Origin of the sequence: Fructilactobacillus hinvesii (assembly GCF_024029435.1) — a bacterium.
Taxonomy (GTDB): Bacteria; Bacillota; Bacilli; order Lactobacillales; family Lactobacillaceae; genus Fructilactobacillus; species Fructilactobacillus hinvesii.
Genome location: NZ_CP097118.1, coordinates 588,929 through 613,340, shown reverse-complemented (window position 1 = coordinate 613,340; position 24,412 = coordinate 588,929). Strand labels below are relative to the sequence as shown.

General features: G+C 47.3%; 22 protein-coding genes, 8 tRNA genes and 1 riboswitch. Of the genes, 7 read left to right on the top strand and 23 right to left on the bottom strand.

Annotated features, from left to right (window positions below; genetic code table 11):
• Positions 1-60: 60 nt before the first annotated feature.
• From M3M39_RS02930 to M3M39_RS02895, 8 genes are all read right to left on the bottom strand, one after another.
• Positions 61-134, bottom strand: a tRNA-Pro gene (locus M3M39_RS02930).
• A 5-nt stretch (positions 135-139) separates the two neighbouring features.
• Positions 140-213, bottom strand: a tRNA-Arg gene (locus M3M39_RS02925).
• 5 nt (positions 214-218) lie between these two features.
• Positions 219-304: transfer RNA gene (locus tag M3M39_RS02920), tRNA-Leu, on the bottom strand.
• A gap of 14 nt (positions 305-318) precedes the next feature.
• A tRNA-Gly gene (locus tag M3M39_RS02915) sits at positions 319-390 on the bottom strand.
• Positions 391-394: 4 nt separating this feature from the next.
• A tRNA-Thr gene (locus M3M39_RS02910) sits at positions 395-468 on the bottom strand.
• Positions 469-480: 12 nt separating this feature from the next.
• A tRNA-Leu gene (locus tag M3M39_RS02905) sits at positions 481-563 on the bottom strand.
• A 19-nt stretch (positions 564-582) separates the two neighbouring features.
• Positions 583-655: transfer RNA gene (locus M3M39_RS02900), tRNA-Lys, on the bottom strand.
• Positions 656-661: 6 nt separating this feature from the next.
• Positions 662-734 (bottom strand) — tRNA-Val (locus M3M39_RS02895).
• Positions 735-981: 247 nt separating this feature from the next.
• Between M3M39_RS02895 and M3M39_RS02890 the strand changes: the two genes are divergently transcribed.
• A complete protein-coding gene (locus M3M39_RS02890; RefSeq protein WP_252797730.1) occupies positions 982-1,938 on the top strand; it encodes an L-lactate dehydrogenase in 957 nt (318 codons plus the stop codon).
• 60 nt (positions 1,939-1,998) lie between these two features.
• Here the strand turns inward: M3M39_RS02890 and M3M39_RS02885 are convergent, their stop codons facing one another.
• Positions 1,999-3,165 (bottom strand): aminotransferase class I/II-fold pyridoxal phosphate-dependent enzyme, encoded by a 1,167-nt coding sequence (locus M3M39_RS02885; protein WP_252797729.1) that lies wholly within the window; start codon positions 3,163-3,165, stop codon positions 1,999-2,001.
• A 122-nt stretch (positions 3,166-3,287) separates the two neighbouring features.
• Between M3M39_RS02885 and M3M39_RS02880 the strand changes: the two genes are divergently transcribed.
• Positions 3,288-5,633, top strand: coding sequence for a Xaa-Pro dipeptidyl-peptidase (locus M3M39_RS02880; protein WP_252797728.1), 2,346 nt, complete (start codon positions 3,288-3,290; stop codon positions 5,631-5,633).
• A 46-nt stretch (positions 5,634-5,679) separates the two neighbouring features.
• Here M3M39_RS02880 and M3M39_RS02875 read toward each other — a convergent pair whose 3' ends face one another.
• The 8 genes from M3M39_RS02875 to M3M39_RS02840 form a co-directional block, all read right to left on the bottom strand.
• Positions 5,680-7,341, bottom strand: a complete 1,662-nt coding sequence (locus M3M39_RS02875) for a formate--tetrahydrofolate ligase (RefSeq protein WP_252797727.1) — start codon at positions 7,339-7,341, stop codon at positions 5,680-5,682.
• Between the two features lie 165 nt (positions 7,342-7,506).
• Positions 7,507-8,301: a phosphonate ABC transporter, permease protein PhnE gene (gene phnE, locus M3M39_RS02870; RefSeq protein ID WP_252797726.1), complete on the bottom strand. Its 795-nt coding sequence runs from the start codon at positions 8,299-8,301 to the stop codon at positions 7,507-7,509.
• The gene (gene phnE / locus M3M39_RS02865) at positions 8,301-9,092 is read right to left on the bottom strand and encodes a phosphonate ABC transporter, permease protein PhnE (protein WP_252797725.1); all 792 of its coding nucleotides are present in this window, start codon (positions 9,090-9,092) and stop codon (positions 8,301-8,303) included. Before phnE (M3M39_RS02865) ends, phnE (M3M39_RS02870) begins: the two co-directional genes overlap by 1 nt.
• A complete protein-coding gene (gene phnC / locus M3M39_RS02860; RefSeq protein ID WP_252797724.1) occupies positions 9,092-9,853 on the bottom strand; it encodes a phosphonate ABC transporter ATP-binding protein in 762 nt (253 codons plus the stop codon). Before phnC ends, phnE (M3M39_RS02865) begins: the two co-directional genes overlap by 1 nt.
• A 14-nt stretch (positions 9,854-9,867) precedes the next feature.
• Positions 9,868-10,806 (bottom strand): phosphate/phosphite/phosphonate ABC transporter substrate-binding protein, encoded by a 939-nt coding sequence (locus M3M39_RS02855; RefSeq protein ID WP_252797723.1) that lies wholly within the window; start codon positions 10,804-10,806, stop codon positions 9,868-9,870.
• Between the two features lie 199 nt (positions 10,807-11,005).
• Positions 11,006-12,295, bottom strand: coding sequence for a serine--tRNA ligase (serS, locus tag M3M39_RS02850; protein ID WP_252797722.1), 1,290 nt, complete (start codon positions 12,293-12,295; stop codon positions 11,006-11,008).
• A gap of 271 nt (positions 12,296-12,566) precedes the next feature.
• Entirely contained in the window at positions 12,567-13,205 is a 639-nt protein-coding gene (locus M3M39_RS02845; protein ID WP_252797721.1) for a deoxynucleoside kinase, read from the bottom strand.
• Between the two features lie 51 nt (positions 13,206-13,256).
• A complete protein-coding gene (locus M3M39_RS02840; RefSeq protein WP_252797720.1) occupies positions 13,257-14,726 on the bottom strand; it encodes an amino acid permease in 1,470 nt (489 codons plus the stop codon).
• A 95-nt stretch (positions 14,727-14,821) separates the two neighbouring features.
• A riboswitch (Lysine riboswitch) is annotated at positions 14,822-14,991 on the bottom strand.
• Between the two features lie 119 nt (positions 14,992-15,110).
• On the opposite strand from M3M39_RS02840, the gene M3M39_RS02835 reads away from it, so the two are divergent.
• Entirely contained in the window at positions 15,111-15,668 is a 558-nt protein-coding gene (locus M3M39_RS02835) for a cysteine hydrolase family protein (protein ID WP_252797719.1), read from the top strand.
• Between the two features lie 40 nt (positions 15,669-15,708).
• Here the strand turns inward: M3M39_RS02835 and M3M39_RS02830 are convergent, their stop codons facing one another.
• Positions 15,709-16,860 carry an MFS transporter gene (locus M3M39_RS02830; protein ID WP_252797718.1) on the bottom strand — a complete coding sequence of 384 codons (1,152 nt, stop codon included), beginning with the start codon at positions 16,858-16,860 and terminating at the stop codon, positions 15,709-15,711.
• Between the two features lie 159 nt (positions 16,861-17,019).
• Positions 17,020-18,438, bottom strand: a complete 1,419-nt coding sequence (locus M3M39_RS02825) for an APC family permease (protein ID WP_252797717.1) — start codon at positions 18,436-18,438, stop codon at positions 17,020-17,022.
• 125 nt (positions 18,439-18,563) lie between these two features.
• Between M3M39_RS02825 and M3M39_RS02820 the strand changes: the two genes are divergently transcribed.
• Positions 18,564-19,439: a LysR family transcriptional regulator gene (locus M3M39_RS02820; RefSeq protein ID WP_252797716.1), complete on the top strand. Its 876-nt coding sequence runs from the start codon at positions 18,564-18,566 to the stop codon at positions 19,437-19,439.
• Positions 19,440-19,473: 34 nt separating this feature from the next.
• Here the strand turns inward: M3M39_RS02820 and M3M39_RS02815 are convergent, their stop codons facing one another.
• On the bottom strand, positions 19,474-20,139 hold the full coding sequence (locus tag M3M39_RS02815; RefSeq protein ID WP_252797715.1) for a phosphatase PAP2 family protein: 666 nt from the start codon (positions 20,137-20,139) through the stop codon (positions 19,474-19,476).
• A gap of 142 nt (positions 20,140-20,281) precedes the next feature.
• On the opposite strand from M3M39_RS02815, the gene M3M39_RS02810 reads away from it, so the two are divergent.
• Both M3M39_RS02810 and M3M39_RS02805 read left to right on the top strand, forming a co-directional pair.
• Positions 20,282-21,127, top strand: coding sequence for a sulfite exporter TauE/SafE family protein (locus tag M3M39_RS02810; protein WP_252797714.1), 846 nt, complete (start codon positions 20,282-20,284; stop codon positions 21,125-21,127).
• The gene (locus M3M39_RS02805; protein ID WP_252797713.1) at positions 21,127-21,510 is read left to right on the top strand and encodes a DUF1634 domain-containing protein; all 384 of its coding nucleotides are present in this window, start codon (positions 21,127-21,129) and stop codon (positions 21,508-21,510) included. Before M3M39_RS02810 ends, M3M39_RS02805 begins: the two co-directional genes overlap by 1 nt.
• 29 nt (positions 21,511-21,539) lie before the next feature.
• Here the strand turns inward: M3M39_RS02805 and M3M39_RS02800 are convergent, their stop codons facing one another.
• Complete coding sequence (locus M3M39_RS02800; RefSeq protein WP_252797712.1) at positions 21,540-22,001, bottom strand: threonine/serine exporter family protein; 462 nt, start codon at positions 21,999-22,001, stop codon at positions 21,540-21,542.
• 10 nt (positions 22,002-22,011) lie between these two features.
• Complete coding sequence (locus M3M39_RS02795; protein WP_252797711.1) at positions 22,012-22,809, bottom strand: threonine/serine exporter family protein; 798 nt, start codon at positions 22,807-22,809, stop codon at positions 22,012-22,014.
• A gap of 139 nt (positions 22,810-22,948) precedes the next feature.
• Here M3M39_RS02795 and M3M39_RS02790 point away from each other — a divergent pair, with 139 nt between their 5' ends.
• Positions 22,949-23,296 carry a hypothetical protein gene (locus M3M39_RS02790; RefSeq protein WP_252797710.1) on the top strand — a complete coding sequence of 116 codons (348 nt, stop codon included), beginning with the start codon at positions 22,949-22,951 and terminating at the stop codon, positions 23,294-23,296.
• A gap of 54 nt (positions 23,297-23,350) precedes the next feature.
• Here the strand turns inward: M3M39_RS02790 and M3M39_RS02785 are convergent, their stop codons facing one another.
• Positions 23,351-24,331 carry a type I phosphomannose isomerase catalytic subunit gene (locus M3M39_RS02785; protein ID WP_252797709.1) on the bottom strand — a complete coding sequence of 327 codons (981 nt, stop codon included), beginning with the start codon at positions 24,329-24,331 and terminating at the stop codon, positions 23,351-23,353.
• Between the last annotated feature and the right edge of the window lie 81 nt (positions 24,332-24,412).

The window sequence follows — 24,412 nt, the reverse complement described above, 5'->3', positions numbered from 1 at the left end:
AACTATACAAAAAAGTATTGGCTGAAGCCAGCCAATACTTTTCATTGATGCCAATTAAAATCGGGAAGACAGGATTCGAACCTGCGACCCCCTGGTCCCAAACCAGGTGCTCTACCAAGCTGAGCTACTTCCCGAACAATGCACCTAGCAGGAGTCGAACCTGCAACCTTCTGATTCGTAGTCAGACACTCTATCCAATTGCGCTATAGGTGCATAAATGCCGAGGACCGGGATCGAACCGGTACGGTCATTACTGACCGCAGGATTTTAAGTCCTGTGCGTCTGCCAATTCCGCCACCCCGGCATGAATAGCAAAAAAGCGGAAGACGGGATTCGAACCCGCGACCTCCACCATGGCAAGGTAGCGTTCTACCACTGAACTACTTCCGCATAATGCCGACTAGAGGACTCGAACCTCCGACCTCATCATTACTAGTGACGCGCTCTAGCCAACTGAGCTAAGTCGGCAAAAATAATCAATGCGGACGAAGGGACTCGAACCCCCACGTCACTAAGACACTAGAACCTAAATCTAGCGCGTCTGCCAATTCCGCCACGTCCGCATATTATTATTTTTACAAATGAGCCGTGGCAGGTTCGAACTGCCGACCCTCTGATTAAAAGTCAGATGCTCTACCAACTGAGCTAACGGCTCATGTAATGGAAGATACAGGGCTCGAACCTGTGACCCTCTGCTTGTAAGGCAGACGCTCTCCCAACTGAGCTAATCTTCCATTTCTGAGAATCAAAACAGCTACATCGTTTTGACAACTATTAAATCATAGCATCAGATTTTAAAATCGTCAACACATTTTCTGAACTTTTTTTAACTCCTAATTCAATCTCCCCTTTTCTTACTTATATAAGTTGGATTTTACCTTGAATTTAAGAAAACGGTTGCATTTGAATGTGAAAAGTAACACTTTCAATGTTATAATTTAGCTGTATCTTAATAACATTACCACTGAAAGGATGACAGTTATGACTAAGAAACACCAAAAAGTTGTTTTAGTTGGAGACGGAGCCGTAGGTTCATCTTACGCCTTTGCCATGGTTCAACAAGCACTTGCTGAAGAATTCGTGATTGTTGATATCAATAAGGATCGGACCGAAGGAGACGCCATGGACTTGGAAGATGCCATTCCATTCACGGCCAACAAGAACATCTACTCCGGTGACTACCCTGACTGTAAGGATGCCGATTTGGTTGTCATTACAGCTGGTGCTCCCCAAAAGCCTGGTGAAACTCGGTTAGACTTAGTTAACAAAAACCTCAAGATTTTATCTTCCATCGTAAAACCAGTCGTTGATTCTGGTTTTGACGGAATCTTCTTGGTGGCCGCTAACCCTGTAGACATCTTGACTTATGCCACCCAAAAGCTTTCCGGCTTCCCGAAGGAAAAGGTCATTGGTTCTGGAACTTCTCTTGATACTAGCCGGTTCCGCGTTGCCGTTGCCAAAAAGTTTGACATCGATCCGGCCAGCGTAGAAGCTTATATCATGGGTGAACACGGTGATTCTGAATTTGCTGACATCGACGAAGCTTCCGTTGGTAACGTACCGTTATTGAAGTACGCTGCTGATCGTGGCGTTTCTAAAGACACCCTCTTAGAATTAGAAGATGACACTAGAAACAAGGCTTACCAAATCATCAACAAGAAGGGGGCTACTTTCTATGGCGTGGGAACTGCTTTAATGCGGATTTCACGGGCCATCCTTCGCAACGAAAATGCTGTCTTACCCGTTGGTGCTCCAATGGATGGTCAATACGGTTTGAACGACATTTACATTGGCACACCAGCTGTGGTTAATGCCCACGGAATCGCTGACGTGCTTGAAGTTCAACTTAGTGAAGAAGAACAAACTAAGATGGCTGCTTCCGCTAAGACTTTGAAAGAAACGGCCGAAAAAGGAATGCAAGAAACTGGTTTAGCTTAAATCGGTTCAAAAAAGAAGCGCTTCGCAACTGCGAAACGCTTCTTTTTTTTTTGTCAATAATTAATGTTGGTCACAATAAACTTGTAGTCGACGAACGGCTTCTTCCAAATTACTCATGCTGGTGGCGTAACTTACCCGCACGTAGCCTTCGCCTCCGGCCCCAAAACTTGATCCAGGAATCATCCCGACCTTCACCGTCTTGGCCACGTCTTGACAAAAGGCAGCACTACTCAAATGGAAGCGCTCTGGAATCTTTGCAAAGAGATAAAAGGCTCCCTGCGGTTTCTCACACGCAAAGCCTAACCGCGTAAATTCGTTGTAAACGTAATCTCGCCGGCGTTCGTATTCTGCCCGCATGGAAGCGGCGTCATCCATCCCGTTACCAAAGGCTTCTTCAGCGGCTACTTGGGCAGCGGTCATCACGGAGGTCGACATCAATTCGCGCACTTTCGCAATCTCAGTCATCACCGCTGCTGGTCCGGCGGCTACTCCAATCCGCCAGCCGGTCATCGCATGCGATTTCGACAACCCGTTAAACAAAATTGTCTGCTCCGGTAAATACCGAGCCAACGAAACGTGACGCCCGGTGTACGTCAATTCGCTGTAAATTTCATCACTAACCACCACCAAATCGGTCCTTTTAATCACATCCGCCAGCGCCTGAATCTGGTCTGTTGAATAGCTCCGCCCCGTTGGATTCGATGGAAAATTGACAATTAAAACCTTCGCCCGGGGATGAGCGGCTAACGTAGCTTGTAATCGTTCGGGCGTCAGCAAAAAGCCATCTGGTTGCGTGTTGATTTCCACCAGTTTTCCTTCGTTTAGTTCCACTAACGAATCGTAAACCGGAAAAGCCGGCGTTGGCAATAGAACTTCGTCGCCCTTCCCCACGAAGGTTGCTAACGTCGCATACATTGCTTCCGTCACCCCATTGGTAATCACCAGCTGGGTTTTCGGATCGTAATCTAGGTCATACCGATTTTTTAGGTATCGTGATGCTGCCATCCGGGTAGCAATCCGCCCCCAGGTAGCGGTGTAGTGACTCTCATCAGCTGCAATTGCCGCCATTCCGGCTTTCTTCACGTGTTCTGGAGTCGGAAAATCCGGTTCTCCGATGGTCAAAGACACCAGATCTTTTATCTGGGCTAGTTGTTCACTAAACCCATAAATATCCGATAACCGGGTTTTTAACACGTTAGCTTTAATTTCATTCTTTAGGTTTACCATGCTCTCATTACTCCCATTGCTAAAATATAACTTCCATCTCACATCTAATTATTTTACACTATTCCTAATCACATGAATCGGATCCGGTTTTAAACTGGCAAGCTAATTAAAGGAGTATCCGTATGAAAATCAACCAATTTGCCCAACGCCGTGACGTTTCTTTGCAACAGATGCAACAAGAACTCGCAGCAGTCGGCTTTTCCTCCACCAGTAACCAACCCAAACAACTGTTGTGGCATTTTTTACAACGAACACACTGGCAATTGCAGAGTAAAGCGGCGCTATTAGACCACCTTAGTCAATTTTTAGCAACTCCCACGACCACCATGCAACAATTTTTCACGGGTCCTAGCGCACTGACGACTAATATTTTTACCTTACTGGGCCTGGAACTCCTCGGCTTTCAAGCCGGAACTGACTTTCAAACGGAAACACCGCAAGCCAGTTGGCAAAAGCTAGGCTTAGCCCCGCTTCCCGCCATTACGGATGCAGCAACATTACAACGAGCCTGGTACCAATTACTGACCACCCACACCCCCACGGCCCTAACTTACTTAGATCTCTTGGCCAGTCAGGGTTACTTTAACCAACCCCAGTTTGACCATCACCACCCGCTTTATTTTAACGGAAAGGCGCAAGCCGTTTTTAACGTGCGGGACTTTCACTACGAAACGGTTTTTGTAGAAACCGACTTTGATTCAGATGGCGACGGTCAAAACGACCTTTTAAAGGTGGAAATTACCCGGCCCGATGCTGTTAATCCGGTCCCAGCTGTCTACACTGCTTCTCCATATGACCAGGGAGTAAACGAAACGTTAGGGGAACAACTAACCCACGACGTAAACGTGGACCTCCAACCAAAACCCACGAGCCACTTTCAGCCCCAAGCACCAACTCCACTGAAACCCGGTCAAAATCATCCGGTCCATGGGCACACGAATCAGGCGACGTTACCTCATGATCCCCATCCGGGTTACACATTAAATGACTTTTTACTCCCCCGAGGATTTGCCAGCGTGTACGCTGCCGGAATTGGAACCATCGACTCCGACGGACTGCAAACTTGTGGTGACCCTTACCAAACCGCCAGTACCATTGCCGTGATTGAATGGCTGCATGGCGAGCGGCGAGCCTTCACCAATCGCACCGATGGAATTACGGTTAAAGCGGACTGGTGTAATGGTTCCGTCGGCATGACCGGCCGTTCCTACCTCGGAACCTTGGCCATCGCTGCGGCCACAACCGGAGTGCCCGGTCTCAAAACGATTATCCCCGAAGCAGCAATTTCTTCTTGGTACGATTACTACCGTGAAAACGGGTTGGTCGTGGCCCCCGGTGGCTTTCAGGGTGAAGACGCCGATGTGTTAGCCGGTGAAACCTTTTCGCGCAGTCTTAGATCCGGAGACGAATTACGCACTAAAACTGCCTTTAAAGACCAATTAATCCAGCTGCAAACGGGTCAAGATCGTGAAACTGGTAATTATAACCAGTTCTGGGACGACCGCAATTACCGCAACCACGATCAACGGGTTCGAGCCGACGTCTTGTTAGTCCATGGTCTAAACGACTGGAACGTGAAGCTGAGCAATGCCGGTCGTTTCTGGCAGGACATCCAAAAGCTCCCCATTAGTAAGAAGTTAATCCTCCACCAGGGCCAGCACATGTACCTCAATGCCTTTCCGTCTGTCGACTACTCAGACATTGTGAATCTCTGGCTCAGTAACAAGTTGGCGGGCGTCAAAAATGAGGCCGCTCAGCTCCTGCCAGAGGTCCTCGTCCAAGACAACGTGGCTCCCGAAACCTGGAAAGCTCAGCCGAATTGGTTAACTCAAGCAGCAACGACCCATCCGGTGCGCTTTAACCACGACCACTGGACCCAGGCTTACGACTCAACCCAATTTGCTGTATTTTGTAAGCATCCGGACCACTGGGAAACCCAGCTACTGGATTTTAGCAACCCGCAATTAGATTCCCATCGCACCGTTGCTCAGCTGGACCTAAACCAGGACCTTACCATCAACGGAACGGTTCGCTTGGACGTTAACGTCAGCAGTGACCAACCGGTCGGACTGGTGAGTGCAATCCTATTAGATGTTGGTTCAGCACGTCGATTACAACCAGCACCCACTGTTTCTGCTCCGCGGGGCTTACCACTCGGCTATCAGTGGTATCAAGATGATATTCGTGAGTTCCAACTAGAAAAATTCCCCAGTGACCACAAAATCATTTCCAGAGTCCACCTTAACCTCCAAAATCGCACGAGTCCCGCCACAACGGAACCGCTGGAACTAGGGCAATTTTACCCATTACACCTCGCTTTTCAACCGGTTTACTACCACTTACCAAAGAACCGGCAGTTAGCCGTCGTTTTGTATGCCACTGACTTTTTGATGACCACTCGGGGTAATCAACCAATCAATTATCACCTGCAACCGGCCCTCGCTCACTTACAGCTCCCCCAGCAGTAAAAAAAGAACTTCGCTCATTTCGGCGAAGTTCTTTTTTGATTTAACTTTAGTACAAACCACTAATGGTGCCGTCGTCTGTAATTTCAATCTTTTCGGCCGCTGGATGTTTGGGCAACCCTGGCATCGTGAGGATGCTGCCGGCCATGGCGACGATAAAGCCTGCTCCTAGTTTCGGCACAAACTCCCGAATGTGAATCTTAAAGTCAGTCGGAGCGCCCAATCGTTTGGCATCATCAGTTAGTGAGTACTGAGTTTTGGCGACAATCACCGGCAAGTGATCCCACCCCTGAGCCACTAACTGACGCAGTTGTTTTTGGGCTTTCGGTTCCAATTCGACTCCTTGACCCCCGTAAATTTGGGTAACAATCCGGTTCAGCTTGGTTTCCACGTCATCCGTTGGTGCATAAAGCGGGGTAAATTTTGCTGGTTGTTCCGTTGCAGCGACAACGCCGGTTGCTAATGCTTGGGCTCCAGCACCACCTTGCCCCCAGACGTCCGCTGGATAGGCTGGAACATCGTGTTCTTGAGCGTAATCAACCACCATTTGTAACTCAGCATCCGTATCGTTAGTAAACTGGTTCACGGCCACCACCACGGGAATCCCGTAGCGCTTCATGCTGTGTAAATGCCGACCGAGGTTAGCCAATCCCTTGTGCAAAGCATCTAAATCTTCATGATCGAGTTGGTCCTTTGCTAAGCCCCCGTGCATCTTCAAGGCCCGCACCGTGGCCACCACGACGATGGCATCAGGATGCTTATCTAACAACGGTGTCTTCACGTCTAAAAACTTTTCGCCTCCGAGATCAGCGCCAAAGCCTGCTTCTGTCACCGTGTAGTCTGCTTGTTGTAAAGCCAGTTGCGTTGCTTGAATCGAGTTGGTTCCCTGCGCGATGTTGGCAAAGGGACCGCCGTGAATCAAAGCGGGCGTGTGAGCAATTGTTTGCACCAGGTTTGGTAAAATGGCGTCCTTTAATAAGGTTGCTAATGCGCCTCCCACGCCCAACTGAGCCACCGTCACCGGTTCACGGTCATAGGTATAACCCACCACGATCCGGTTAATCCGCCGCTTTAAATCAGCAAGGTCAGTCGAAAGGGTTAAGATCGCCATCATTTCGGAAGCCGCCGTAATTTCAAAACTACCTTCGCGGGGCACTCCACTGGTCCGACCGCCCAGTCCAATCACAATGTGACGCAGGGCTCGATCGTTAACGTCTAAGACCCGTTTCACAATAATTTGGCGTGGATCTAAGTTAAGGGGATTGTCCTGGTAAATGCTGTTATCAATCAAAGCGACCAGCGTGTTTTGGGCCACGGTTAGAGCGTGAAAATCACCCGTAAAGTGGAGGTTAATGTCATCCATCGGGATCACTTGAGAGTATCCACCACCCGTGGCGCCCCCCTTCATCCCCATCACGGGACCTAAGGATGGTTCCCGCAGGGCTAACATCGTCTGCTTGCCCGCTTGTTGCATGGCATCGGCAAGGCCCACGGCTACCGTGGATTTTCCTTCTCCGGCCGGCGTGGGATTAATTGACGTTACTAACACGAGCTTGCCAAATTGTTGCGGATCAACTGGGTGACGGCGTTCAATTTTAGCCTTGGAGCGACCGTACGGTAAAACTTCTTCTGGTTTAAACCCAGCGGTCGCAGCCACCTTCTCAATTGGCCACGGTGTGGCTGCTTGCGCAATTTCAATATCACTTTTCATGGGGCATCCTCCTCTACGACCAAACCATGGCCGTGCTCCTTCACTCTACTAATTGCTTTCATTCTGACCGATATCTGGTCGGAAAGTCAACTCCGTTTGCGATTTGTAAGTCACAAAATATTCGGGTAAACAAAAAAGCCACCCACTAAATGGATGACTTTTGGTTTAACCTAATCGTTTTCTAATGGTAGAAGAACACGTATCAATCACAATTACCATCAACACGATTCCCAATAAAATGATTCCCGTCTTCGACCAGTCTCTGGTTTGTAAGGCAAACATCATGGGGGTTCCGATTCCTCCGGCTCCCACTAACCCTAAAATCGAAGCGGATCGAACCGAGATTTCAAACCGGTATAACGTGTATGACATTAACGCCGGTAGAATGGTTGGTAACGTGGCAATCCGGAACGTTTGAATTTTGGATCCACCCGCGGCAATAATGGCCGTCTCAGCACTCCGATCCATCTCTTCAATGGCTTCTGAGAACAATTTTCCAAGCATTCCGACCGAGTGCACTCCAATGGCGAGTACTCCGGCAAAGGAACCGGGTCCCACCATTTTAATGAACAGAATGGCAAGCACCACTTCTGGAAAAGCCCGGATGGCAGTTAAGATCACCTTCCCGATGGTTGAACGGGGGTGAAAGAATTTTTTCGTGGTTTGAGCTGCTAAAAAGGCCAGTGGCACACTGAGAAACGCCGAAATGATGGTTCCTAAAAAGGCAATCGCCAATGTAATCACGAGTTGAGAAACAAGGTCTTCCCCACTCCCGTTATAAACATAGGACCATTCCGGATGAATGATTCCCTTCAGGATGGCCATACTAACGCTACTGGCCGACTTTTGAATTCCAGTGAAGGGAATTCCGTTAATTGACCAGAGGTAGATAAAAATGACTAAGAGAGCCACTACAATCCATTTAAAGCGTTCCAACGCGGTTGTTTTTGTTTTATTCATTATTGAAGTCGCTTCCTTACGTAATTACTGATGGCGTCAATGACAAGTACAACGGCAAAAATGGCTAGAATAATTACAGCCGTCCGGGGGTAGTCAAATTGGTCGAGGGTTTGTTGTAAGTACAACCCAATTCCCCCAGCCCCTAGGTACCCTAACACGGTTGAGGACCGCACGTTAATTTCCAACGTATACATAAAGTCACTCATAAACTGACCGGAAATTTGCGGAATTACCGCAATCCGAATCGTTTGCAACATGGTTGCTCCCGTCGCCTGTAAAGCTCGCACCGGACCCATGTCAATTGTTTCAATAAAGTCATAAAACAGCTTGGCAATCATTCCAAAGGAGAAGAAGGCCAGGGTAATGACCCCGGTCATCGGTCCAATTCCAAAAATGGCCACGAACAAGGCTGCCAGTAACAGGGTGGGTAAGGTTCGGATTAACGAAAGGATCAAGCGAATGATCAACCGTCCAATCGGGTTTCTCACGATGTTACGCGCTGCTAAGAAGGAAAACGGAAGCGCAATAATTGCTCCAATCGTCGTCCCAATGATCGCCATTTGGAGCGTCTGTGCTAACGTCCCCGCAATCTTTGTGAGGTACGGCCAGTCCGGATGTTTCATCTGATTTAAAACGACTCCGAATTGATCAGCGTTTTCAAAGAAGGCGTTCACATCGACCCCCGTAATCAGCGCCGAATAGTAAATTAGAATTAAAATTACGACTGTAATCGCAATTCCCACGACGTGGAACCGCCGCACAAACGATAGTTGTGGGACTTCCTGTTTCATTAGTTATCCCTCCCGTGTTCGTAAACTTCACGTAGGTCAGCTTCGTTGGCTTCTGCAATCGGTTTGTTGTAAACCAACTTTCCGTCCCGCAGCCCGATGATGCGATCCGCGTACTTTAAGGCCAGTTCCATCGAGTGCAAGTTCACCAACACGGTGATGTGTTCGTACTTCTTTAAGTTGTACAAGTCATCCATCACACCCTTACTGGTCTTTGGATCCAATGAGGCCACCGGTTCATCGGCCAACACGAGGGTCGGATCTTGCATCAAGGTTCTGGCAATGGCCACCCGTTGCTTTTGTCCTCCTGAGAGTTGGTCAGCCCGACGGTAGAGCTTTTTCACCATGTTCACTTTTTCCAGTTGGGCCACTGCTTTTTGTTGATCTTCCTTAGAGTAAATCCCTAACAACGTCTTCCAGGTTGGGTAGTAACCGGTCCGACCGGCTAACACGTTCTTTTGCACCGTAGCCCGGTTCACCAGATTAAAGCTTTGAAAGATCATTCCAATTTTACGCCGCATCCGCCGTAATTCCTTACCATTTACCTGAGTGATGTCTTGTCCATCAACGATGACTTGTCCGTCAGTGACATCAACCATCCGGTTAATCGAATTAAAGAGGGTACTCTTTCCAGCTCCGGACAATCCAACTACTGCCACAAATTCACCCTTGTGCACCGTAAAGTTGATGTCGTCTAATCCCTTCACTCCATTTGGATATCTCTTATTCACGTGTTTCAGTTCTAATACCGTCTCTTCACCCACTAGTTTATCTCCCCTTACTCGTCTAAGCGTCCTACTTTACGTAAGTACGTCCGCACAATGTTAAAGTCACTGTCCTTAACCGGAACGTATCCTTGATGACTATAAATTTCGTAAATAATCTGGTGTCCCTTTTTCGATTTGGCAATCGTTTGAAAAGCATTCGCAATTTTCTTGTCCCACTTTGGACTCATGTCCTTGCGCACCGAAATCGTATCGTTTGGAATTGGTTTCGTTTTGTAGAGCACCGAAGTGTCCTTCATGACGTTTGGATCATCCTTGGCCGCAATCTTGCGAGCCCCTTGGAAAACAAAGGCCGCATCGGCGTTGCCGTTATAAACGGATAAGACCCCTTGGTCGGCCCCTTTGACCGTAAAGGTTTTAATCCCATTCTTATGAATGTTAATCCCGTGTTCTTCCAATTCCACCGCTGGGAAAATGTAACCCGCGGTCGAAGTTGTATCCTGAATCGCAATCTTTTTTCCCTTTAAATCGTTCAGGTTTTTCACCTTTCCGTTTTTCCGGACCACGATTTCCCCTAGATACGTACTAGTCGGAACGTCGGTTACGTCTTCCGTTGCATCAGGACCGTACTTGTACCGGGTGGCCTGTAAGATGGCCTTTACTCCATAGTTAGAGTGTCCCAGTACGTACGCCGTGGGGGCTAAAAATGCCACGTCTGCGGTTTTGGATCCGAGGGCTTCCACCATCGAGCTTCCACTCGTAGATACCACCACTTTCACGGGAATGTGGAGTTGTTGTTCCAACATCTTTTCCAATGGTTTGGCTCGTGCTTCCATCTTGCCGGCGTTTGAAGATGGATTAAATTCCACCACTAGCTTCTTGGGTTGGTAATTTTCGGCAGTAGTGTGCTTCTTACAACCACTCAATTCGCCCCCTACCATCAGTAATACCAACGCCAATAATCCGAACTTTAGTACCCGACTGACCTTCATTGCGCTCCTCCTCAGTTAATAGTGACTCCAGTTTATCACGTTTTAGTTAACGATTGCAACATAATCCGGAAAAATGTTCGTATTATGTTTCGCTAGATGATCTTTCTTACTTTTGTTTAGCACAAATTGCCACAGAATGCCGAATTTTCGCCAATCAAAAAAGAGCGACGCAACCGTCGCTCTTTTCTTTCATTTATAATTAAAATAATTGTTGCTTGGTAATTTTCTTCATGCCGTGCATGTATGGTTGCAATGCTTCTGGAATTGTCACCGAACCATCTTCGTTTTGGTAGTTTTCCAAAATAGCAGCCACCGTCCGGCCAACTGCTAATCCAGACCCGTTCAGCGTGTGTACGTATTGTAACTTTCCGTTTTCATCCCGGTATTGGATGTGAGCCCGCCGGGCCTGAAAATCAGTCGTGTTGGAACAACTAGAAATTTCTCTGTAGCAGTTTTGGGCCGGCATCCATACTTCCAAATCGTGAGTCATCGCCGCCGTAAAGCTCATGTCACTCGAGGTTAACGTAATCACGTGGTATGGTAAGCCCAGTTTTTGCAGAGAACTTTCGGCCTGGTGTGTGATTGCTTCTAGAGCATCCCAAGAATCTTCTGGTTTAGTGAATTGGACCATTTCCACCTTGTTAAATTGGTGTAACCGAATCAAACCCTTAGTGTCTCGACCAGCGCTCCCTGCTTCCGAACGAAAGGCCGGAGTTAATGCGGTAAACTTCACCGGGAGCTTTTCCGTGGGAATCACTTCATCACGGTAGAAGTTGACCAACGGTACTTCCGCCGTTGGAATCATCGTTAAATCACTGTCGGTAATTTCAAAGCCGGATTTGTTTTCTAAGAACTTTGGGAATTGTCCCGTTCCGTACATCGAATCAGAATTTACCATGTACGGTGGTAATACTTCCGTGTATCCAGCCTTGTCGTTTTCGTCCAGGTAGAAGTTGTAAACGGCCCGTTCCAACATGGCACCGGCCCCTAAGTAGTAAACGAACCGACTACCGGCCACCTTGGCACTGCGTTGAAAGTCTAAAATATCCAGGTTTTCTCCAATTTCCCAGTGGGCTTTGGGCATAAAGTCAAACTGACGGGGAGTGCCCACCTTACGCAGTTCGACAGAACCTTCCTCGGTGAGGCTCACCGGCACTTGATCGTTCGGAATGTTTGGTAAATGAGCCGCCACGTCGTGTTGCTTGGCCGCTACTTTTTCCAAGTCCTGATCTAACTGTTTGATTTCCGCTCCCACTGCTCGCATCCGTTTGATGGGTTCTTCTGCATCCTGTTGATTGCGCTTTAACTGCGAAATTTGGTCAGAAACTTCATTTCGTTCTGCCTTTAATTGTTCGGTGTGCACGATTAAATCCCGGCGTTGTTGGTCTAACTCTAACAGGTGATCAATCGTTTCTGGGCTCACGCCCCGGGTTGCCATCTTTTCCTTGATCCAGTCTGGCCGTTGCCGAATTAACTTAATGTCTAACATGAAAAAGACCTCCTAAATTTGAACTACCAATTGTTAAATAAAAAGACCCCGCCCCTCAATTGGGACGAAGGTCTTTGTTCGCGGTACCACCCAAGTTCCTGACTACACTGAGCCAGGCCCTCAACTTGATTAGTAACGGAATCACCGTGCAGGATTAACTGCCCTCGTTAGCGTAGCGGAAGATTCGAACGATGACTCGCACCACCCGTCATCTCTCTGACGTTCTACTAAAACTACACCCTTCGTTTTCATTTTCTTTATTATACAATACTTATCCCAAAATTTGGGCAATTTTTTGATCCAGCAGTTGAAAAATTTGCGCCCGGGCCTGCTCATTTTCCACAAATTCCAGCTGATCACCGTCAATTTTAAGCTTGGGAGAAAGATCGTACTGGTTAAACCACTGGTCGTAGCGCCGATTTAACTCTTGGTAATAATCATATAGGCTGGCGTCGTGATCAACCTGCTCATAACTGCGGCCCCGCTTCTTAATCCGTGCCAGCATCGTTTCAAAGGAAACATGGAGGTAGATTAACAAGTCTGGAATCTTTTGATAATCAGTGGAAGAAACCGGAGCCAACATGTTAGCTAACAACGAGTCATACGTATCAACTTCCGTCTTAGTGGAACGACCCAGGTCAGCATTCAAATGAAACAACAAGGAATCTTCAAACAAAGACCGGTCCATCACGCTCAAACGGTTGGCATTGGCCTCCTTGATTGCTGCGAGTCGGCGGTTTAAAAAGTAAATCTGTAGCAAAAAGGCATACTTTTGCGGGTCTTTGTAAAACAACGGTAAAATCTCGTTATCATCCAAGGATTCGTAAAAAGCGGGAGCGTTGAAATGCTCCGCTAATAACGTGGTTAACGACGTTTTCCCCGCTCCAATTGGTCCTGATAAAACAATCATATGGTCCATCCTCCACTGAAACTGATTTAAAAAGCACTCCCTATTGTAGCATTAATCATTCGCTTTGTTTTCTTGGCTTAAATCAGCCGGAGAAACATCAACCTGATCCAACGGAATCAAGTGCGTGTGTTTGATCAGCTTGTAGGCAATGTACAGAATCAAGACCAACGGAACACTAATATAGGTAACGGCAATTTGGAACCATTGCCCGTGAACAAAGGCGCCCACATCCTGACCAAAAATCACCACGATACATAAAATCAAACATAGAATTGGACCAAATGGGAACCACGTAGCATGGTACTTTAGTTCATCTAACTTGTGTCCCTGCGCAATGAACGCGCGTCGGAAGCGGAAGTGTGAGAGCGCAATCCCGAACCAAGCAATGAAACCAGTCAAACCAGAAGCAGCTACCAGCCATAGGTAGATTTGTGGTCCCATGAAACTGGTCAAGAAGGTTAAAAGAGCCACGGCCGTTGTTGCTAATAATGCTAAGAAGGGAATCCCACGTTTGGAAACTTTCCCAAAAAGCTTCGGCGCATATCCTTCATCAGCCATTGAATACAGCATCCGCGTCGAAGCGTACATCCCGGAGTTTGCAGAAGAAATCACGGACGTTAAAATTACGGCATTCATCACGCTGGCGGCAGCTGCCAGCCCAGCCCGTTCAAACACAATTGTAAACGGACTGATAGACACGTCGCTCGCAGATGAACCCAATAAATCAGGACTCGTGTACGGAATAATGGCGGCAATCACAAAGATTGCCAAGAAGTAGAACAAGATGATCCGCCAGAAAACTTCGTGAATCGCCTTAGGGACACTCTTTCTAGGATCATCTGCTTCCCCAGCGGTAATCCCCACTAGTTCAGTTCCCTGGAACGAAAAACCAGCGACCACGAACACGCTGATAATCCCAGGAATTCCATTGACAAACGGGGCATTTTTGTAGGTAAAGTTATGCAGTCCTACGGCATGACCACCCATAATTCCAAAGATGGTTAAAAAGCCCACGATCAAGAAGATGATAATTGTGATCACTTTGATCAATGACATCCAAAATTCGGTTTCTCCAAAGGCGGACACCGCTAACGCGTTGATGATAAAAATCAGGATTAGCGCTGCCGCACTCCAAATCCACGCCGGAAAATGCGGAAACCAAAATGCCATGACCAAGGAGACCGTTGAAACATCCACCGCCACGGTAATCGCCCAGTTAAACCAGTAGTTCCAGCCCATCGCAAAGCCCAGGGCCGGATCAACGTACTTCGCCGCATAGGTCGAGAATGAGCCAGAAACTGGTAGATTAGTAGCCATTTCCCCTAAACTAGTCATTAAGAAGTAGACCATAATCCCCATCAGAATGTAAGCCACTAGGGCTCCACCTGGTCCTGCTTTACTAATTGCTCCTCCACTTGCAACAAATAACCCGGTTCCGATACAGCCCCCGAGGGCAATCATCGACACATGGCGGGATTTTAAGCCCCGCTTCACGTGCTGAGTTCCCTTTTCTTTTGCCATCTTTCTTCCTCCTGTAGTTATGGATCAGTTTAATTAAAACCTAAAAAGGGACCCTTCTTAATCCAGAAGAGTCCCTCACCTTGCCATTCGTATTCGTCCGTTAAAGCGCTCCGCATGCAAGTGCGACAGTCCTTGATTTCTTCAACCAAGCCCCAACCAAAAAGGTACCAGCTTTTCAGTTTCGGCAACGTTCCCTTTCCAACTGTTTCTTGGGGTTGGTGCCCTCCCCAGTCGTACTGATGAAAATTGCTCCTCTTTTTAGATTCTAAGTTATTTAATTCTTACTCAGTATAGGGGTTTCCCCTCTGAAATGCAAATCATCTTCAAAACCCCCAACGGTCTCCTTTGCTATAATGAAGAAAACCACGGAAGGAAGAAATCCTCATGACCACTAAAAAGGCCCTTTTGATTATTGACTATACCAACGATTTTGTTGCCGACAACGGTGCCTTGACTTTAGGCAAACCCGCCCAAGCAGCTGCTCCAGCCATCATTAGCCTTGCTAATGACTTTGTTGCTCACGATCAAGTTGTCATTTTACCCACCGATTTGCACCAAAAAGATGATCCCTACCACCCTGAAACCAAGCTCTTTCCACCTCACAACTTAAAAGACACCTGGGGTCGAGAATTTTACGGAGACTTGCAGCCGTGGTACGATGCCCACCGTAATGATCCTAACGTCGGGGAAATGGATAAGACCCGCTACAGTTCCTTTGCGGGCACAGATCTAGACCTCCAGCTGCGGGCCCGTGGCATTACCGAACTGCACCTCACGGGCGTTGCCACTGACATCTGTCTTCTACACACAGCTGTGAGCGCCTATAACTTGGGTTACCAACTGGTAATTCATCCCCAAGCGACAGCCGGATTCTCTAAAGAAAACCAGGCATTTGCGCTTAATCACTTCCAAACGGCATTGGGAGCCCGCATCGAAAACTAATCAATTAAACGGCTCTCCTGCTCAGTAGCAGGAAAGTTTTTTAGTTAGAAGAATGACGCCAAGCGCTGACCATGCTTAGTAAAGCAATTGCTAAAAGCCCCATCCCTAAATAGCTAACTACGTTGAGTAAATTCATTGTGGTCGTTAATAAGCTTACCAACGTTGAACCCACCGTCAAAATTGCGGATTCGGTAAAAGTCGCTAGGGAAAAAGCCGAAGCCCGGGTATGTTCGTACGCCAGATCTTGAATTTGATTTTCAAACAAAAGGTGCCACATTTCAAAAACAACGTTAATCACCACCAAACCCAACACGACAATCATGCGGTTGTGGGTCAAAAATGAGGCAAAAAACAGTAAACTGACCATTTGTAAAAGCATAATCAAGACATGTGGAGCAATTACACGGGTCAAGCGGTCTACTAACAGCACTAGTCCTGCTGCCACCAATGCCAATCCCCCAAAGACGAGCGAAATCAACTGTGTGGAAAAGTGGAGTTCTCGTAACATTAATGGTCCATACTGATAGCTCAAGGTAACGGCTGCCGCCGAAAAACTCATCGCAACCACAAGCCACCGAAAATTTCGTTCATGCCTTAAAAACGACAGAAACCTAGTGATAATGCCCTTGAAGGTAACCACTTCCGTTGTTTCCCCACTAATTTGCTGAGCGTCAAGCCCGAGTACCAATAATCCTGAGATAATGCGCGTGCCAATTGCTAACAAAAATAGTAACGGCCAAGAATAGCTCGCAATCCAACCGCCAACGGCATTCCCAAAAGCCATCGCAAGAATTCCCATAAAGTTAAAGTAACCAAGCGCTTTTAAATACTGGGGGTCAGTTTCAGTTCCCGCCGTTTCGTACACTAACGAAACGTCCGTTCCAGAAATCAGAGCTAATCCTAAGGCAAAGAGTACAAAGCCAATGTAAATGAGCCAGTGCACCGTGGGAAAGAAGTACGTAATCAAGTACAGCACGCAAATAATTTCTCCACTTAACAAGGCTGCTTTGTGCCCAATTCGGTCAGAAATAATTCCAGCCGGAAATTCAAATCCTGCTTGAGCCACCGTAAACAGTCCCTCCAACAAAGCAATTTCTGTCACAGACCAGCCCTGCTCCTTTAAATAAATCATCCACACAATCACTTCTAACATAATGTTAGAAAAACCGTTATACAGTAATAACTTTTTCACGTCGGCCTCCAGTGCCCTCTAAGGCTTGCTGGTTTAAATTAAAATATATTTTTAAATTATAATTGAAGCAAGCAATGATCACAACTGCTCATTATCTTGGATTCTTTAAACTGATCTGCAAACAAAAATCCCCTTTCTCAATTGAAAGAGGATTTTTACTTATTCAGTTGCTTTGGATCCTTGTTGTAACTTCGAGTGCCAGAGTCCATAGGCAAAGTAAACGATTACTCCCACAATCAGCCAGAGCCCCACGGCAATTTTAGTGGCATTTGGCAACATTATGATGAAATAAATGCTACACAATCCGGCCAAGACCGGTAGCACTGGATACCAGGGCATCTTAAACCCGTCGTTTGGAATATCCTTCCGGTGACGTAGCGGAATAACGCCAAAGGAGATGCAGGCAAAGGCCAGTAGGGTTCCCGCGTTAATCAAAGAAGCTAGTTGTTCCAATGGAACGACTCCCGCAAAGAAGGCCTGCACCACCAAGGCAATCACCACTGCATTCCGGGGGACTTGACTCTTTTCGTCCACCTTACCCATCTTTTGGGACAAAAGCCCGTCACGCCCCAGGGCGTACACCAACCGGGAACCACCAAAGAACATCGTGACCATCGCAGTAAAGATTCCAAACAAAGCCCCAATTGTAATCAGCTTGTTCCAACCATCAAGATGCACCACGTGGAGCGCGTAGGCAGCGGGATCATCCACATTCAATTGGGTGTAGTGCACCATTCCCACTAGTACCAGGGAAAAAGCCACGTAGAGAACTACCGCGATTAAAACGGTCCCCAGAATGCCCCGCACCACGTTGCGTTTGGGGTTGATGGTTTCCGCTGAATTAGCGGCTAAGGCATCAAATCCGATGAAGGCAAAGAAGACGGTAGCAGCCGCCGTTGAAATTCCCCCTAACCCCAAGGGCGCCCCGTGAAATTGCTGAGGGTAAAACGGCACGTAGTTACTTGATTTAACGTAGAAGACCCCGAGTCCAATGAAAAGAATGATGATTGTAATCTTCACGATTACCGCCGTGTTTTCGACCTTTTTAGATAAGTCGGCGCCCTTCGCGATAATAACCGCAATCACCAAAATAATTAAAACCGCCGTCAGATTCACGATCCCGCCTTCCATCGGCCCAGCTTGCAGAGCCTTCGGAAGGTGCACGCCTAACGGTGCCAATAGGTTATTGTTAAAGTAGGCTGCAAATCCAGTTGCTTCAGCGGAAACCGCCAAGAAGTATTCCAAAATTAGGGCCCAGCCAATTAGCCACCCCACAATTTCTCCATAGATCACCGTTCCAAATGAGTACGCCGAGCCGGCAATCGGCATCGCCGACGAGAATTCGGCGTAGGCCATGCCCACCACCCCGGATAACAGGGCCGCTAGTAAGAAAGCAATTGCTACGGCCGGTCCCGCGTGTTGCGCTGCTTCGTGACCCGGCAGGATAAAGATTCCGGTTCCAATGACCGCTCCAATTCCCAGTGCCACTAAGTCCCAGGCGTTCAAAGTCCGCTTTAAGCGGGCATCCGCCTGGAGGTAGTGCGCAACTGATTCCTGGCGAAAAATTCGTTTCCACATTGTTGTTCATCCTTTCAATGCACGTATAATGAATGCACTTTGTGATTGATGTTTCTTATCTTACCGGCTAGACTTAGATAAGTAAAATTAATCTTTTTAATCAAAACATTAGGAGAACTAATCCAATGAATCGTTTCGCCGTGTTCCAAAAAATTATCGAAACCGGAAGCTTTACCAAAGCCGCTCAGGAACTGGGTTATACCCAATCTTCCGTTAGCCAAACCGTCGCGAGTCTTGAAGCAGAGTTTAACGTCCAACTCCTCCAACGGTCCCGACGAGGAGTCCGCTTAACGCCGGCGGGACAAAAACTTTATCCAGAATTTCAACACCTTTTGCGTCAGTACGAAGATGCTCAAACATTAGCGCATCAAATCAACGGATTGGAAACTGGAACCGTCCGTATTGGGGCCAGTAACAGCACTTCGCGCTACTGGCTCCCCGGATTAATCAAGGGGTTTGAAGCCCTCCATCCCCACGTCCATTTCACCCTCTATCAAGGCGATTACGACGAGATTCTCGCTGACATTAAACGGGGCCGCGTTGACCTGGGCTTTTTAAAACGCACCTTGACCCAGGGGCTAACCACGGTGCCCCTCAAACGAGAAAAGTTAGTCGCAGTCATGCCCAAGGATCATCCGTTGGCGGGAAATCCGGTGGTCTCCTTAGCCAAATTAAAGGAGCAGTCTCATAACATCATCCTGATTCCAGAAGGCACCCACAGTGACGTTCGGGCGGCCTTTGCCAAAATCGGAGTTAATCCAGAGATCAAGGATCAGATTCAAGACGACTACACCGTCATGGCGATGGTCGAAGCCGGGTTAGGCGTGAGTTTAGTCTCAGAGCTCATGGTCGGCAACTCTGACTTTCAAATTGCAACGGCTCAAACCCAACCGGAAGTCGCTCAGGCAATCGAAATTGCCTGTAAGAATCCAGCTGGACTTTCGATTGCTAGTCAACATTTTCTTAAATACGTGGTATCCCAACGCGATTATTTGGCATAAAAAAAGCTTTCCAATTGCTTGGAAAGCTTGCTGTTTAGTAAGTACTATTGTGAAAGAGTTTCATCTGTACCATGCTGGGAGCAAAACGGACGTACAGGTATTCGGCAATTTGCAACCAGAAGTATGCTAACGTGGCCGCTCCCACTACATCTGTGGGAAAGTGGGCGTTCAAATAAACTCGTGACAACATTACCAGGATTAACCACACCACGAGCAATGTGCGCACAATGACCATCCCGGCCTTTTGATTAATCATGGGCACCAGCATGATCCAAATGATGCTCAAGACTAACAACGTTCCTAAAACGTGCCCGCTCGGAAAACTGTATCCCGTATCTTTGGCTAAATGAAGCGCTGGCCGTGCCCGTCCCACGATGTGTTTTACAATAAATCCGAGGGCATCTCCTCCAAAAAGCAAACAGAGGGCAAAGACCGCCGGTACCTTAGCCCGGCACCCCCACAGAATAAAGGCTAACAACACCATCCAGATCACGTCCAGCTTCGGACTAGCAATGAAGCTCACGATGGTGAAGAAACTCGTCATCGTGTTGGAATTCCAGTGTTGAACAATTCCCGTTCCAATTGTGTCTAAAAAGTTAATGAAGCCCCAGTTCCCCTTCACGGCAATTGCTAAAATCAAAGTTAACAAGCCGGCAATCACTAACTTATAAGGACGACTTGGATCTCTTTTAATCATCATTTTACTTTCCTACCTCCGCATTAATTCAATAGTGCTAGTATAGCATACTCCCTTAGAGTTCCTCGAATTAAGCCAGTCAGTTTCTGCGCTTTTGGAGAATTTGCGTTACAATAAATTATATTTATGCTAAAGGAGAACTACCATGCTCAATAGTATTATGCTGATGCTCCTGGTCGGCGTCTTCGTTGGAATCCTGGGATCCATTCTCGGGATTGGGGGCGGAATGATCATTACTCCCGTCTTGACCCTTGGAATGGGACTAGACATCAAATACGCAATCGGAGCCAGTCTCATTGCGGTGATTGCTACCAGTTCAGGAGCAACAATTGCCTACCTCCGCGACAACGTGTTAAACCTGCGGGTGGCAATGTTTTTAGAAATTGCCACCTCGGTGGGAGCAATCGTGGGTGCCCTACTAACCGGAGTCTTAAATCCGATTTTTCTCTACATTCTCTTTGGCCTGTTGCTCTTCTTTTCCGGTGCTAACATGGTCAGAAAGCTCTGGGGCAAGAATAGCGACCAAATCACCCACACCGATGATAAAATCGCACAGGACCTCCGGCTGAACGGATCTTACTACGACAAGAATCTGCACAAGGAGATTGACTACGGAGTTACCAACGTTCCGACCGGTTTTGGGATTATGTTTGGTGCGGGAATCGCGAGTGGATTACTCGGAATTGGTTCGGGAGCCTTTAAGGTCATCGCCATGGATACCTTCATGAAAATGCCGTTAAAACCATCCAGTTCGACCAGTAACCTCATGATGGGGGTCACGGCAGCTGCTAGTGCTACCATTTACTTCTTCAACGGTTCCATTTTACCCCAAATTGCGGTGCCATTAGCACTGGGCATTATCGTGGGGGCAGCAGTTGGTTCCCGAATTATGCAGATGATGCCCACCCGCTTGATGCGCATCATCTTCATTCCGATTCTCTTGTACCTGGGCTTACAAATGATTCTGAAAGGATTTGGGGTGACCATCTAATGAAACAAACCAAGCAACCAGCGGCCAGTGAAATGCGATCCGTCGAACAAACCATCGGTAAGATCTTACGGTGGGGGGTGGTCGTCGCTGCCATCATCATGATCCTCGGGTTACTGCTATACCTAATTAACGGGAGCCTCGGTGTCGCCACTAATTACCACGTCAAAAACTTCCATGAAATTTTATTCGGAATTTTAAATGGTAAGCCCTACGCCATTATGATGGCCGGCATTTTTGCCCTGATTTTGACGCCCGTTTTACGGGTCGTCGTTTCGATTTACTCGTTTTACCGGGAACATGATTCTCTGTACGTTGTCATTACTAGCCTCGTGCTCGTTATCCTTTTGACCAGTTTTTGGCTGGGAATCGAATTTCATTTATAAAAAAGTGACACGCAAAAAAGCTGAACCACTTACATCTGGTCCAGCTTTCTGATAATTTGCCGTCGCGTATAGTAAAACAACTGAATAAAAAGTTCGGAAAGCAAGAAACCCATTGCAATTGAACCAGCAATCATCACAACCTGAATCAGGTAGTAAAAGGCCATGTGCGGCTGATTCATCGCAATGTACTTCATGACTTGATAAGCCTGGCCCCCCGGAACTAGGGGCACTAATGCTGGTGTGTTAAAAACAATCACCGGCATTTTTTTATACCGCGCGGCCATCATTCCGCAGATCCCGATGGTAAAGGCGCCAAACACATTCCCGCCAACGTATCCGCCACCCAGACTTTGGTAAGCCAAATAAACCAGGTATCCGGCAACCGCAACAATTCCACCTAGATTAAGTGCTCGGGGCGAAACGTTAATGAGGAGGGCAAACCCAATTGTGGCAATGTAAACGCCCCCAATTACAATCAAAAAATGTATCAATTTTGTTCACCTACCCTAGCCAAACTAACGCTAACGAAACTCCAAACCCCAGGGCACAAGCACAAATCAGGGCTTCAATCCCACGGGCGGGACCACTAATCAGATTTCCAGAGATTAAATCCCGGACGGCATTTGTAATCGGAACCCCCGGAACCAGTGGCATCACTGACCCAATGATAATATTATCAACACTTTGACCGAGTCCCAGTTTGACGGAATAAATCCCCATGGCGCCAATCGCCATCGCAGCTACAAATTCACTGATGAAACTAGCGTGCACCCGCTTACTAACCTCGCGAAAAATCAGCCAGCCCAACATTCCAACCAAACTAGTAATAAAAAAATCGGGAATGTCATTGTTAAAAACGATGGTAATGGCTCCCGAGAGCACCGCCGCGGAAACCATCAATAGCCAGAACGGATAGTATAAGCCGATATGTTCTACCTTTAATAAAAGCCGGTAAAACTGGTTAATGGTCAGTCTTTTTTCCGCAAACCGACGAGACAGCTTGTTGACGGCTGCAATGCGGCGTAGATCAAAGTCTCGCTTTTCAATTTCTTTAATTTGAGCTCCAGCTTCATCATTAGCCGAAATCATCAATCCCGTGATGGTAACGTAGGCATTTAAATCCTTTAGCCCCGCATTATCAGCAATTCGTTTGATTGTGTCAGAAACTCGGTTTAATTCCGAACCATTTTCAATTAAAATTTTGCCCGCCAGCAAACACGTTTGGACGACCTTGTTACTGTAAGCGGGCGAATTCTTGGAGGGTTGCTCCTGCTTACGCACCGTTGCCACCACCTTCATTTTTACTCCACTACTTCCTTGCCTACTCTACTATATTTTTTCGCATTTTAAAACTAACTCTTAAAATGATTTTACGGATTTCTAAGAGACCGTTATAATAAGGAACGAGACTAAGTGCAACGAGCACAGGAGGATTAGCATGAGCGATAATTTATCATTTTCAGAACTAAACGACGCCGCTAAAGACAAGGCTCTAACCGATTTTGTCCCTTTTTACGTTTCCTTATTACGAAACGAAGAACTGGATGTCATGGCTTCCTTTGACTTTAACCACGTCATTGCTGACATTAACCGGACCATCATGGACGTAAACAATCAGCTGCCCGAAGAGATTTACGCCTTTTCAGCTCAATTTAATCGAAAAGATTACGAAAATCTCTTAGAACAATTGCCACAGACGTTCTTTGATAACGGGAATCCCAACACTGACTGGCGGGAATGGTACGTTGAGGAAACCAACAAACTTGATCCGTTCGCAACCCTGTAAGTTGAACGCAACAAAAAAGCAATTCCAGCCTCGACTGGAATTGCTTTTTTTAAGCTAAGCCACGGTGGCCTGAATTAGTTTCAGCCTTCCGGTTATCCGAGCCACCGGAAATCTAACTGGTAGGACAAACGTTTGCCCAATGGTTAACTCATAGGAGTGGTCCGCAACCTCTAACTGACCCGTACCAGCAATCACAACGTTAATCGACCATTGACTTTGGGGTTGCAGTCTAATTTCTGTGGCACTGGCTAATTCAGCCACGTGGAAATACCGAGACCGTAAAATCTCAGTGCGACCCGGTTGTTTTGAGTCAATTCGTGGCGCCGTCACGGTTGCAGCCGGCGCCTGGGCAGGAAACCGGGTGGCTGAAAGGGCCTCCTCAATCTGTAAGGACCTTTTTTCCCTGGTCTTCGGGTTAACTCGGTCAAAATCATAAAATCGGAGCGTATTATCGGAATTCTGTTCAACTTCCAGCGCTACAATGCCAGCGCCCAGGGCATGGAGCGTTCCCCCGGGCACGTAAATAATCTCACCGGGCGTCACTGGACGGGTGATTAAGTAGTCGTCTAAGCGCTGGGTTTGAATTGCACGTTCTAACTCCACCCGGGTCTGAGCCCGGTGCCCATAATATGCCCGAGCGCCGGGTTGAACGTCTAATATGTACCAACACTCCGTCTTTCCGTTGGGTTCATGAAAAAGAGTCCGAGCATTATCGTCGTCTGGATGGACCTGAATCGAAAGATTTTCATGAGCATCTAGTAATTTAACCAGTAGCGGGAAGTCTGCTCCGGTTGAATGGCCGCCAAACAACTCAGGATGGGTTTCCCAAACTGCTTGTAACGTCTGGCCTTTAAAGGGGCCGGAACTAATTTGGGACTGAAATTTTTTGTATGTCGATGCAATCCAGGCTTCACCCATTCCAGCCGTGGCAAGCTGTGGGTAGTACTTATGTAATCCGTTTCCACCCCATAACTTGGGCTGGAGAACGGGAGCTAAAAATAACGGTTGTGCTGACAATTTTTCTGTCATTTCCATGCTAAAACCTACTTTCTTTTTTACCGTACCTTCAGCATAACATGAAAGCGATTACATCACAATTTTACGTGATTACTCCAA